General features: G+C 65.9%; 10 protein-coding genes and 1 riboswitch. Of the genes, 4 read left to right on the forward strand and 6 right to left on the reverse strand.

The window, feature by feature from the left end; genetic code table 11:
* Window positions 1-178: 178 nt before the first annotated feature.
* Window positions 179-1,075 carry a phosphoribosylaminoimidazolesuccinocarboxamide synthase gene (locus F817_RS0110435; protein WP_024327599.1) on the forward strand — a complete coding sequence of 299 codons (897 nt, stop codon included), beginning with the start codon at window positions 179-181 and terminating at the stop codon, window positions 1,073-1,075.
* Window positions 1,072-1,791: a dethiobiotin synthase gene (gene bioD / locus F817_RS0110440; protein WP_024327600.1), complete on the forward strand. Its 720-nt coding sequence runs from the start codon at window positions 1,072-1,074 to the stop codon at window positions 1,789-1,791. Before F817_RS0110435 ends, bioD begins: the two co-directional genes overlap by 4 nt.
* Here bioD and F817_RS0110445 read toward each other — a convergent pair.
* The 6 genes from F817_RS0110445 to tkt form a co-directional block, all read right to left on the reverse strand.
* On the reverse strand, window positions 1,731-2,510 hold the full coding sequence (locus F817_RS0110445) for a lipid-binding SYLF domain-containing protein (RefSeq protein ID WP_029681097.1): 780 nt from the start codon (window positions 2,508-2,510) through the stop codon (window positions 1,731-1,733). The genes bioD and F817_RS0110445 overlap by 61 nt on opposite strands.
* A gap of 131 nt (window positions 2,511-2,641) precedes the next feature.
* Entirely contained in the window at window positions 2,642-3,706 is a 1,065-nt protein-coding gene (fba, locus tag F817_RS0110450) for a class II fructose-bisphosphate aldolase (RefSeq protein ID WP_019583042.1), read from the reverse strand.
* A gap of 79 nt (window positions 3,707-3,785) precedes the next feature.
* Window positions 3,786-5,216 (reverse strand): pyruvate kinase, encoded by a 1,431-nt coding sequence (gene pyk, locus F817_RS0110455; RefSeq protein WP_024327602.1) that lies wholly within the window; start codon window positions 5,214-5,216, stop codon window positions 3,786-3,788.
* A gap of 37 nt (window positions 5,217-5,253) precedes the next feature.
* Window positions 5,254-6,432 carry a phosphoglycerate kinase gene (locus F817_RS0110460; RefSeq protein ID WP_024327603.1) on the reverse strand — a complete coding sequence of 393 codons (1,179 nt, stop codon included), beginning with the start codon at window positions 6,430-6,432 and terminating at the stop codon, window positions 5,254-5,256.
* Window positions 6,433-6,561: 129 nt separating this feature from the next.
* On the reverse strand, window positions 6,562-7,560 hold the full coding sequence (gap, locus tag F817_RS0110465) for a type I glyceraldehyde-3-phosphate dehydrogenase (protein WP_024327604.1): 999 nt from the start codon (window positions 7,558-7,560) through the stop codon (window positions 6,562-6,564).
* 41 nt (window positions 7,561-7,601) lie between these two features.
* Window positions 7,602-9,602 (reverse strand): transketolase, encoded by a 2,001-nt coding sequence (tkt, locus tag F817_RS0110470; RefSeq protein WP_024327605.1) that lies wholly within the window; start codon window positions 9,600-9,602, stop codon window positions 7,602-7,604.
* Window positions 9,603-10,006: 404 nt separating this feature from the next.
* On the opposite strand from tkt, the gene metK reads away from it, so the two are divergent.
* The gene (metK, locus tag F817_RS0110475) at window positions 10,007-11,179 is read left to right on the forward strand and encodes a methionine adenosyltransferase (protein ID WP_024327606.1); all 1,173 of its coding nucleotides are present in this window, start codon (window positions 10,007-10,009) and stop codon (window positions 11,177-11,179) included.
* 33 nt (window positions 11,180-11,212) lie between these two features.
* A riboswitch (S-adenosyl-L-homocysteine riboswitch) is annotated at window positions 11,213-11,294 on the forward strand.
* 19 nt (window positions 11,295-11,313) lie between these two features.
* Complete coding sequence (gene ahcY, locus F817_RS0110480) at window positions 11,314-12,726, forward strand: adenosylhomocysteinase (RefSeq protein WP_024327607.1); 1,413 nt, start codon at window positions 11,314-11,316, stop codon at window positions 12,724-12,726.
* Window positions 12,727-12,775 lie beyond the last annotated feature (49 nt).

Below are 12,775 nucleotides of genomic sequence, written 5' to 3' on the forward strand. Positions count from 1 at the left end.
GATTGGAAGAAAGATGATTTGGGCGCTACTCCTGAACCCTCAGGCGATACACGACCCCGGGCGGGCCCCCGCCCGGCTCTCACCAATAAAACCTTCTAACCTTCCCATCTTCCTGTAGATCGCCCTTGACCTGGCTTTTGTCGTGGTGCGCCAGGCCGGTGGTCGGTAGAATCGCGGCATGACTGACACCCTGCTTGAAAGCCACATCCCCGACCTGGAACGCGTGCATCGTGGCAAGGTACGCGATCTCTATGCGGTGGACGCCGACCACTGGCTGATGGTCACCACCGACCGCCTGTCCGCCTTTGACGTGATCCTGCCCACGGCCGTGCCAGAGAAAGGCCGGGTACTGACCGAGATCACGCAGTTCTGGATGCACAAGGTGGAGCGCGAACTGGGCATTCCCAACCAGTTGACCGATATCCCGCTGGAACAGGTGATTCCGGACCCAACCGTTCGTGCCCCGCTGGAAGGACGCAGCCTGGTGATTCGCCGGCTCGAAGCCCTGCCGGTGGAGGCGGTGGTACGCGGCTACCTGATCGGCTCCGGCTGGAAGGACTACCAGGCCAGCGGCGCGGTCTGCGGCATCCCGCTCCCGGCCGGCCTGGAGCTCGCCTCGAAGCTCCCCGAGGCGATCTTCACCCCCAGCACCAAGGCCGACGTCGGCGACCACGACGCCAATATCGACTTTGATGCCGTCGTGGCGACCATCGGCGAGGACCGGGCGCGGCAGGTCCGCGACGCAGCACTCTCGATCTACGCGATGGCGCGCGACTACGCGGCCGAGCGCGGCATCATCATCGCCGACACCAAGTTCGAGTTCGGCGTCGATGCCGCCGGCACCCTGCATCTGATCGACGAGGTCCTGACCCCGGACTCCTCGCGCTTCTGGCCCGCCGACCGCTACGCGCAGGGCACCAGCCCCGAGTCCTTCGACAAGCAGTACGTACGCGACTACCTCGAGACCCTGGACTGGGACAAGCAGGCGCCCGGCCCCGAGCTGCCCGCCGAAGTGGTGGAACAGACCGCGGCGCGCTATCGCGAGGCCCTGGAGCGCCTGACCCGCGACGCATGAGCCCGACACAGACAGGAGCGCCCCCGCAGGGCCTGTTCGTCACCGGCACCGACACCGGCGTCGGCAAAACCTTCGTCAGCTGTGCCCTGCTGCAGCTTTGGCAGGAACGCGGCCTGCACCCGCAGCCGCGCAAACCGGTGGAGTCCGGCTGCCCACCGGGCCCCGATGGACTGCGGCCCGAGGACGGGATGAACCTGACCCGCGCGGCGGGCCTTCCGGACGCCGCCATCGAGCAGGTCACGCCCTGGCGCTTCCCCGATGCCATCGCCCCGGACCAGGCCGCTGCGAACCAGGGCGTGCGCCTGACGATCGCGGAGCTGGCCGCGGCCTGCGCAGCCGACGGCACGGGCCCGCGGCTAGTGGAGGGTGCGGGGGGCTTCTACTCGCCGCTGTGTACCGATGGCCTGAACGCGGACCTCGCCGAGGCCCTCGGGCTACCGGTCCTGCTGGTGGCCGAGGACCGCCTGGGCACGCTGAACACCTGCCTGCTGACCCTGGAGGCCCTGGAACGACGCGGCCTGCAACTGGCCGGGATCGTGCTGAACCGGCGCCGGGTGGATGCCGACCCGCGCCTCGACAATGCCGCCGCGCTGCGTTCACGCACGAGCGCGCCGATCATCGAGTCAGCGGAAGGCATCACCCGCGCGGCGCTGGTTCAGAAGCTCTCCACCTCGAAGTTGTCCGGGCGCACCCCGCCGGAGGACTCGCGCTCCTGACCGCGGGACTCGGAGGCCGCAGGGGCTTCCTCTTCGTCAACCCGGAACCCGGCCAGGGTCTCGCGCAGGGCACGGGTTCCCTCACGGTCGACGCGACGGGTCTCGATGATATGCACCGGGCGCTGGGATTCGCCGTAGTACGCCTCGTTGAAGTCGTCGCGTACGGTCATGCGCGAGCCGGAAAAGCTCATGCCCAGGTACGCGCCACGCGCCCGCGAGTAGGACAGAAAGTCGGCGGTCGGCGTGGTGCTGCGGCCCGCGCCGACCGGACCGGCGGCCACCGAGGCATCGCCCCCCAGACGAATGGCGGATCCGAACATCGAGTCCACCGCATCCTGGGTGCGCGCGACCATCACCACCTCGGCGGCGTCACCGCCGAACTGCATGCCGAAGCTGACCGAGCCAAGCGAGTAGAACGCCACCGGCGAGTAATCGCCGCGCTCGTCGTCCCAGGCCAGGAACACCCCGATGCCGCCGGACCCCCCCACGAGAAAGGCGCCGCGGGCCACGCGCGGGAAGATCACCACGCCACGGGCATCGCGCAGGTCTTCTTTCAGGGATTCGTACTCGGGATGGGTGACCATGTTCTCCACCGTCGCCTGGGCGCGATCGATGATGTCCTGCGGATCGATCTCGCGGCTGAACGGGTTGGCATGCGCCGTACCGGCCATCGCCACCAGCAACAGCGTCGTCAGGCAGAGAAGGATCAGTCGTTGCATCGCGGAAACCTCCAGAAAGGCCAAGGGAGACGCGGCCACGCGAATGCGTCGGCGTCTCCCTAACGAATACGTTCATCATGGCACAAAAAAAGGGGGCCGAAGCCCCCTTTTTCGTGCTGCAATCCGCAGGATCAGTTGACCTTGGGATCCAGCTCGCCGGACAGGTAGCGCTTGACCATGTCGTCCAGGGAGATCGGCTTGATCTTGGACGCCATGCCGGCGCAACCGAAGGCCTCGTAACGGGCCTGGCAGAGGTCCTTCATCGCGGCGGTCGAGGCCTTCAGGAACTTGCGCGGATCGAATTCCTTCGGGTTCTCGGCCAGGAACTTGCGCACCGCACCGGTGGAGGCCATGCGCAGGTCGGTATCGATGTTGACCTTGCGCACGCCGTGCTTGATGCCTTCCTGGATCTCTTCGACCGGCACGCCGTAGGTCTCGCCCATGTCGCCGCCGTACTTGTTGATGATATCCAGCCACTCCTGCGGAACGGAGGAGGAGCCGTGCATGACCAGATGGGTATCCGGGATGCGGGCGTGGATCTCCTTCACGCGCTGGATGGCCAGGATGTCACCGGTCGGCGGACGGGTGAACTTGTAGGCGCCGTGCGAGGTGCCGATGGCGATGGCCAGGGCGTCGCACTTGGTGTTCTTCACGAAGTCGGCCGCCTCGTCGGGGTCGGTCAGCAGCTGGTCGTGGGACAGGGTGCCCTCGGCGCCGGAGCCGTCTTCCTCGCCGGCCTGGCCGGTTTCCAGGGAGCCCAGGCAACCCAGCTCGCCTTCCACGGAGACACCGCAGGAGTGCGCCATCTCGGAGACCTTGGCGGTCACGTCGCGGTTGTACTCGTAGGTGGCCGGGGTCTTCATGTCGGGCATCAGGGAGCCGTCCATCATCACCGAGCTGAAGCCGGACTGGATGGAGCGCAGGCAGACCGCCGGCTCGGAGCCGTGGTCCTGGTGCAGCACGACCGGGATGTCCGGGTACTGCTCGATGGCGGCGATGATGTTGTGGCGCAGGAAGGGCTCGCCGGCGTACTTGCGGGCACCGGCGGACGCCTGAATGATCACCGGGGAGTCGACCGCGGCGGCCGCTTCCATGATCGAATGGACCTGTTCCATGTTGTTGGCGTTGTACGCCGGCATGCCATAGCCATGCTCGGCGGCATGGTCCAGAAGCTGGCGAAGTGAGATCAGTGCCATGGATTCCTCCTTACGGGATTCGGACTGAGGTAGTGAAAAAGTCGGTTCTTGATTGCGCAACCACCGGGCGGTGCGCGGGTCAGGCCAGTTCGCCGACGCGCACGATCTTCATGGCGTTGGTGCCGCCATGCTCGCCCTGCAGGTCGCCTTTCGTAATGATAACCAGCCCGCCATCCTGCACGACGCCCTCGGCCTTGAGCAAGTTCACCGCCTCACGGTTCACGCTCTCGTGGCTCTCGGGGATCGGGTTCAGGGTGACCGGGTAGACGCCACGATAGAGGGTCATGCGGCGGCTGGTCGACTCGTGCTGGGTGAGCGCGTAGATCGGGATACCCGAGCTGATGCGCGACATCCACAGCGCGGTGGACCCGGATTCGGTCAGCGCGGCGATCGCGTCGACATCGAGATGGTTCGCGGTGTACATGGTCGCCATCGCAATCGCCTCGTCGACCCGGCCGAAGGTCGAATCCATGCGATGGTCGGACTGACGCGCCGCGCGCTGGCGCTCCGCGGCCTCGCAGATCCGGTCCATGCTGGTGACCACGCGTGCCGGGTAGCGTCCGGTGGCGGTCTCGCCGGAGAGCATCACCGCATCCGTGCCGTCCAGCACCGCATTCGCCACGTCGAACACCTCGGCGCGCGTGGGGATCGGGTTCTGGATCATGGTCTCCATCATCTGGGTCGCGGTAATGACCAGACGATTGAGCGTGCGCGCCCGGGTGATCAGAGTCTTCTGCACGCCGGGCAGCTCGGCATCGCCGATCTCCACGCCCAGGTCGCCACGCGCGATCATGATGACCTCCGAGGCGGCAATGATCTCGTCAATCACCTCCAGGGCCTCGGAACGCTCGATCTTGGCACAGATACCGGCTTCCCAGCCGGCGTCCTTCAGCAGGCTGCGCGCCAGATGCAGATCCTGGGCGGAACGCGGGAAGGAGACGGCCAGGTAGTCCACCTGCAGCTCGGCGGCCAGGCGGATGTCCTCGCGGTCCTTGTCGGTGATCGCGGGGGCGGACAGACCGCCGCCCTGGCGGTTGATGCCCTTGTTGTTGGACAGCTCGCCACCGACCTCGACGGTGGTCTCGATCCGGCTGCCATTGACCGCCGTGACCTTGAGCACGATGCGGCCGTCATCCAGCAGCAGGATGTCGTCCGGCACCACGTCCGCCGGGAGTTCCTTGTAGGTCAGACCCACTTGGGTAACATCGCCCGCATCGCGATCCAGTTCGGCATCCAGGGCGAAGGGCGCGCCCTCTTCCAGATGCACCTTGCCCTGCTGGAAGCGGTCGATGCGGATCTTGGGGCCCTGCAGGTCGCCGAGGACACCGACACAGCGGCCGGCGCGCGCAGAGGCGGCCCGCAGCCGCGCCAGGCGCTGGCGGTGGTCATCCGGATCACCGTGCGAGAAATTCAGCCGGACCACATCCACACCCGCCCGGATGATGGCCTCCATGGCCTCGTCGCTGTCCGTCGCCGGCCCCAGCGTGGCTACGATCTTGGTGCGTCTCATCCGCGCGCATCTCCGTCAGCGGAACGGGACAAGGGCCTCACCCCTTGGCTCGCTCTTCCAGGATGGCGACGGCCGGCAGGGTCTTGCCTTCGAGGAACTCGAGGAAGGCGCCACCGCCGGTGGAGATGTAGCTGATACGGTCGGCCAGGTTGTACTTGTCGATCGCGGCCAGGGTGTCGCCACCTCCGGCGATGGAGAACGCATTGCTCTCCGCAATCGCCTCGCCCAGGGCCTTGGTGCCACCGGCGAACTGGTCGAACTCGAACACGCCCACCGGGCCGTTCCAGACGATGGTGCCGGCATTGCGCAGGGCCTCGGCGTAGGTGGCCGCGGTCTCGGGGCCGACGTCGAAGATCATGTCGTCGTCCGCAACGGCGTCCACGGCCTTGGTTTCGGCCGGGGTCGACTCGGAAAACTCCTTGCCCACGGTCACGTCGGTCGGGACCGGGATCTCGCCGCCCTTGGCGCGGGCGGCCTCCATCAGGCGCTTGGACTCGTCGACCAGATCCGCCTCGTACAGCGACTTGCCGACACTGTGGCCCTGGGCCGCGATAAAGGTGTTGGCGATGCCGCCACCGACGATCAGCTGATCGACGACCTTGGACAGCGACTCCAGCACCGTCAGCTTGGTCGAGACCTTGGAGCCACCGACGATCGCCACCAGCGGGCGCTTCGGGGTCTCCAGGGCATGCCCGAGGGCCTCCAGCTCCTTGGCCAGCAGCGGGCCGGCGCAGGCCTGCGGGGAGAACTTGGCCACCCCGTGGGTGGAGGCCTGGGCGCGGTGGGCGGTGCCAAAGGCATCCATCACGAACACGTCGCACAGCGCGGCGTACTTCTTCGCCAGCGCCTCGTCGTCCTTCTTCTCGCCGGCGTTGAAGCGTACGTTCTCGAGCAGGATGACCTCGCCCGGCTTCGCGTCCACGCCGTCGAGGTAGTCGCGTACCAGGCGCACTTCGCGCCCGAGCAGGCCGCCCATGTGCTCGGCCACCGGGGCCAGGGAATCCTCCTCGGAGAACTCGCCCTCGGTCGGGCGTCCCAGGTGCGACATCAGCATCACGGCGGCGCCGCCGTCCAGGGCCTTCTGTACGGTCTCCAGGCTCGCGCGAATGCGGGCGTCGGAGGTGACCTTGCCGTCCTTCACCGGGACGTTCAGATCCTGACGCACCAGTACGCGGCGACCCTGCAGGTCGAGATCGGTCATCTTGATGACAGACATGGGAGTACCTCTCGAAATACGGTTGGAAAGAAAAAGGCTTCGGGCGAGCCCCCGACGGGGCTCGCCCCAGGCCTCTGGGCCCCGGGAAAACGGAAATGGCCGGGCCCCGTGGGGCCCGGCCATCCGGCCTTACTTGGCGACGTGCTCCACCATGCGCAGCATGTTGCAGGTGTAGCCGTACTCGTTGTCGTACCAGGCGACGACCTTCACGAAGGTCGGGTCCAGCTGGATGCCGGCGCCGGCGTCGAACACGGACGGGGCGGTGTAACCACGGAAGTCGGTGGAGACAACCAGCTCGTCGGTGTAGCCCAGCACGCCCTTCAGCTCGCCTTCGGAGGCCTTCTTCATGGCCGCGCAGACGTCGTCGTACTTGGCATCGCCGTTGAGTTCCACGGTCAGGTCGACCACCGACACGTCGGAGGTCGGCACGCGGAAGGCCATGCCGGTCAGCTTCCCGTTCAGTTCCGGCAGCACCTTGCCCACGGCCTTGGCGGCACCGGTGGAGGACGGGATGATGTTCTCCAGGATGCCGCGGCCGCCACGCCAGTCCTTCATGGACGGGCCATCGACGGTCTTCTGGGTCGCGGTGGCGGCGTGCACGGTGGTCATCAGGCCACGCTTGATGCCCCAGGTGTCGTTCAGCACCTTGGCCACCGGGGCCAGGGCGTTGGTGGTGCAGGACGCGGCGGAGACCATGGTCTGGCCCGCGTAGTCACCGTGGTTCACGCCATAGACGAACATCGGGGTGTCGTCCTTGGACGGGGCGGACATCACGACCTTCTTGGCGCCGGCATCCAGATGCTTCTGGGCGGTCTCGGCGGTCAGGAACAGACCGGTGGACTCGATCACGATATCGGCGTTGATGTCGCCCCATTTCAGCGCGGCCGGATCCTTCTCGGCGGTCAGGCGGATGCGGTTGCCGTTCACCACCAGGTGATCACCGTCGACGCTGATGTCACCGTCGAAGCGGCCATGCACGGAGTCGTAGCGCAGCATGTAGGCCAGGTATTCCGGATCCAGCAGGTCGTTAATGCCGACCACCTGGAGGTTCGGGAAGTCCTTGGCGATGGCGCGGAAGGCCATGCGGCCGATGCGACCGAAGCCGTTGATACCAACCTTGATAGACATGGAAGTCTCCTCTCTATTGCTTATGCGAAATCGATTCGGGCTCAGCCCTTCATCACGTCACGCGCGACCTGGGCGACGTTCTCCGGCTTGAAGCCGAAGTAGTCGAACAGGGCCCCGCCCGGGGCAGACTCGCCGAAGCGGTCCATACCGAACACGGCGCCGTCCAGACCGGTGAACTTGTACCAGCCCGCGGTGGCGCCGGCCTCGACGGCCACGCGCGTGCGCACGGCAGCGGGGAGAACGGCTTCGCGGTAGGCCGGGTCCTGTTGCTCGAACAGCTCGACACAGGGCATGGACACCACGCGGACCTTCTTGCCCTCGCCGGCCAGTTCGTCGGCGGCCTGCACGGCCAGCTCCACCTCGGAGCCGGTGGCGATGAAGATCAGGTCCGGGGTGCCGTCGCAGTCCTTCAGCACGTAGCCACCGCGGGCGATGTTGGCGAGCTGCTCGCCATCACGCTCCATGTGCGGCAGGCCCTGGCGCGACAGAATGAACGCGGACGGGCCGTCGGTGCGCTCGATACCGGCCTTCCAGGCCACTGCGGTCTCGACCGCATCGCAGGGGCGCCAGACGTTCAGGTTCGGGATCAGACGCAGGCTCGGCGTCTGCTCGATCGGCTGGTGAGTCGGGCCATCCTCGCCCAGACCAATGGAGTCATGGGTCAACACGTACATGATGCGCTGTTTCATCAGCGCGGACATGCGGATCCCGTTACGGGCGTAGTCGGAGAAGATCAGGAAGGTACCGCCGTACGGGATGAAGCCACCATGCAGGGCGATGCCGTTCATGATCGCGGCCATGCCGAACTCGCGCACACCGTAGAAGACGTAGTTGCCGGCGGCATCGTCACGGGTCACACCCTTGGAGCCGCTGTACATGGTCAGGTTGGAGCCGGCCAGATCAGCGGAGCCGCCCAGCAGTTCCGGGACGGCCGGGGCCATGCCGGCGATCGCGTTCTGCGAGGCCTTGCGCGAAGCGATCTTCTCGGCCTTCTCGACCGTCTGCTTGATGTAGGCGTTGGCCTTCTCACTCCAGTCGGACGGCAGGTCGCCCGCCATGCGCCGCTCGAACTCGGCCGCCAGCTCGGGGTGCGCCTGCTTGTAGGCGGCGAAACGCTCCTTCCATTCGGCCTCCGCCTTGGCACCCTTGTCCTTGGCGCTCCAGCCCGCGTAGATGTCGTTCGGGATCTCGAACGGGCCGTGCTCCCAGCCCAGTTCCTTGCGGGTCAGGGCCACTTCGTCATCGCCCAGGGCAGCGCCGTGGCACTCTTCCTTGCCGCACTTGTTCGGGGAACCGAAGCCGATCACGGTCTTGCAGCAGATCAGGCTCGGCTTGTCGCTGTTCTTGCGGGCCTCCTCGATCGCGGCCTTGACCGCGTCGGCGTCGTGACCATCCACGCCGCGCACCACGTGCCAGCCGTAGGCCTCGAAGCGCCCCGGGGTGTCGTCGGTGAACCAGCCCTCGACCTCGCCGTCGATGGAGATGCCGTTGTCATCCCAGAACGCGATCAGCTTGCCCAGGCCCAGGGTACCGGCCAGCGCGCAGCTCTCGTGGGAGACCCCTTCCATCATGCAACCGTCGCCGAGAAAGGCGTAGGTGTTGTGATCGACGATGTCGTGGCCCGGCTGGTTGAAGTGGGCGGCCATCATCTTCTCGGCCAGCGCCATGCCGACCGCATTGGAGATCCCCTGGCCCAGCGGGCCGGTGGTGGTCTCGACGCCCGCGGTGTAGCCGTATTCCGGGTGGCCCGGGGTCTGCGAGTGCAGCTGACGGAACTGCTTGATCTCGTCCATCGGCAGGTCGTAGCCGGTCAGGTGCAGCAGGGAGTAGACCAGCATGGAGCCGTGGCCGTTGGACATCACGAAGCGGTCGCGATCCGGCCAGCTCGGGTTCGCCGGGTTGTGCTGCATGTAGTCGTTCCACAGCACCTCGGCGATATCAGCCATCCCCATCGGCGCGCCCGGGTGACCGGAATTGGCCTTCTGAACCGCGTCCATCGACAGGGCGCGGATGGCGTTGGCAAGCTCTCTACGGGTCGGCATGCTGATCTCCTGCTCTAAGTAGTGTTGGGTTTGGCTGATGGCGGGCGGCGGCGCGAGGCGCCAGCGGCGGCCGACCCGGACGAGTCGGTCGAAACCAGGGGCTCACGGTTATATCGGCCGGCGTTGCAGTGCGCGGCGGCCCGAGCAGCCTGCGGGGCAGGCGCTACCCGACTGCGCGAACACGCGGCGGGCGGCCCTCCCCATCAAACGCGGTGCATTTTGGCCACTTTCGCGCACCGGGGCAAGTCGCCCCCAGACCGCGCCACGCCGCGCCATCGCCACCGGCGCGGAGGCGCATGCCCCTACCTTTGCCGGGGAGGGGCTTAGAAAAATGCCGCGAGTCGCGTTACACTAGCGGTCGTTTTGCGCAAAACTAAATGGAAACGACCATAAAGGAACGCCTAATGTCCAACGATTATATTTTCACTTCCGAATCGGTCTCTGCGGGTCACCCCGACAAGATGGCCGACCTGGTCTCCGACACCATCGTCGACGCCATCATCGAGCAGGATCCGCACGCCCGTATCGCCTGCGAAACCGCCACCAAGACCGGCATGGTCATGCTGCTGGGCGAGATCACCACCGGGGCGCAGATCGACTACGAGAAGCTGGTGCGCGAAACGGTCTGCGAGATCGGCTACGACGACTCCGACAAGGGCTTCGACGGCAAAACCTGCGCCGTGCTGAACGTGCTCGGCGAGCAGTCCCAGGACATCGCCATGGGCGTGGACCGCGACGTCTCCGACCGCGCCACCCAGGGCGCCGGTGACCAGGGTCTGATGTTCGGCTACGCCGCGCGCGAAACCGACACCCTGATGCCCGCCCCGATCTTCTACGCCCACAAGATGGTGCGCATCCAGTCCGAACTGATGAAGAGCGGCAAGCTGCCGTGGCTGCGTCCGGACGCCAAGAGCCAGGTCTCCCTGCGCTATGAAGACGGCAAGCCGGCCGGCCTGGACGCGGTGGTCCTGTCCACCCAGCACAGCCCGGACATCTCGCAGAAGGACCTGAAGGAAGCGGTCTACGAAGAGATCTTCAAGAAGGTCCTGCCCGCCGAGTGGCTGAGCCAGGTCTCCGACGACCAGATCCACATCAACCCGACCGGCAAGTTCGAGATCGGGGGCCCGGTGGGTGACGCCGGCCTGACCGGCCGCAAGATCATCGTCGACACCTACGGCGGCATGGCCCGTCACGGTGGTGGCGCGTTCTCCGGCAAGGACCCGTCCAAGGTGGACCGCTCCGCAGCCTACGCCGGCCGCTACGTGGCCAAGAACATCGTCGCCGCCGGCCTGGCCGACAAGTGCGAGATCCAGGTCTCCTACGCCATCGGCGTGGCCGAACCGACCTCGATCACCATCGACACCTTCGGCACCGGCAAGCTGGACGACCGCAAGATCGAAGGCTTCGTCCGCGAAGCGTTTGACCTGCGCCCGTGGGGGCTGGTCCAGATGATGGATCTGCTGCGCCCGATCTACAAGGCGACCGCCGCCTACGGTCACTTCGGCCGCGAAGACGTCGACCTCCCCTGGGAGCGTACCGACAAGGCCGAGGAACTTAAGAAGATGGCGGGCCTCTAATAGCACCCGACATTTTGTAAGCGAAATACCCATCCGGCTGAGGAGCGCTGCAGCGGTTCCACCGTCAGGCTCAGCCGGATGCTCCCCTGAAACGTGAACACGGCGCTCATCCAGATAGACGGAGAAGTTAATCCATGAATGCTGTGATGAACGACAAGAAAACGACCGATTACGTCGTCAAGGACATTAACCTTGCCGAGTTCGGCCGCAAGGAAATCGCGATCGCCGAGACCGAGATGCCCGGCCTGGTCCAGACCCGCGAAGAGTTCGCGGCCTCCAAGCCGCTGAAGGGCGCCAAGATCGCCGGCTCCCTGCACATGACCATCCAGACGGCTGTGCTGATCCAGACCCTGGAAGCCCTGGGTGCCGACGTGCGCTGGGCCTCCTGCAACATCTACTCCACCCAGGACCACGCCGCGGCCGCCATCGCCGACAACGGCACCCCGGTCTTCGCCGTCAAGGGCGAAACCCTGGAAGAGTACTGGGACTACTGCCACCGCATCTTCGAATTCGACGGCGGCGCCAACATGATCCTGGACGACGGTGGTGACGCCACGCTGCTGCTGCACCTGGGCGCCAAGGCCGAGAAGGACCAGTCGGTCATCTCCAAGCCGGAGAACGAGGAAGAAGAGGCCCTGTTCGCCAAGATCAAGGAACGCCTGGCCGAACAGCCGACCTGGTACTCCGACATGCTGTCGAAGATCCAGGGCGTGACCGAAGAGACCACCACCGGTGTCCATCGCCTGTACCAGATGGCTAAGGACGGCGAGCTGGCCTTCCCGGCGATCAACGTCAACGACTCGGTCACCAAGTCCAAGTTCGACAACCTGTACGGCTGCCGCGAGTCCACCGTGGACTCCATCAAGCGCGCCACCGACGTGATGATCGCGGGCAAGATCGCCGTGGTCGCCGGTTACGGTGACGTCGGCAAGGGTGCCGCGCAGTCGCTGGCCGGCCTGGGTGCCACCGTGTGGATCACCGAGATCGACCCGATCTGCGCCCTGCAGGCCTCGATGGAAGGCTTCCGCGTGGTCACGATGGAAGAAGCAGCCGACAAGGCCGAGATCTTCGTCACCGCGACCGGTAACAAGGACGTGATCACCGAAGATCACATGACCCGCATGAAGAACCAGGCCATCGTCTGCAACATCGGTCACTTCGACTCCGAGATCGCCGTGGCCGCGATGCGCAAGTACGAGTGGGAGAACATCAAGCCGCAGGTTGACCACATCATCCTGCCGAACGGCAACCGGATCATCATGCTGGCCGAAGGCCGTCTGGTGAACCTGGGCTGCGGCACCGGTCATCCGAGCTTCGTGATGTCCAACTCCTTCACCAACCAGACCCTGGCTCAGATCGAGCTGTGGACCAAGGGTGACCAGTACGACAAGAACGTCTACGTGCTGCCGAAGCACCTGGACGAGAAGGTCGCGCAGCTGCACCTGAAGAAGCTGGGTGCCAACCTGACCCGTCTGACCGACGAGCAGTCCAAGTACCTGGGTCTGCCGGTGGATGGTCCGTTCAAGCCGGAACACTACCGCTACTGATCGGCCAGCCTCACATTTCAATTCGTTGTTAATGTGAACGCCGGGGCGG

This window comes from Thioalkalivibrio sp. AKL19 (assembly GCF_000420165.1).
Lineage (GTDB): Bacteria > Pseudomonadota > Gammaproteobacteria > Ectothiorhodospirales > Ectothiorhodospiraceae > Thioalkalivibrio.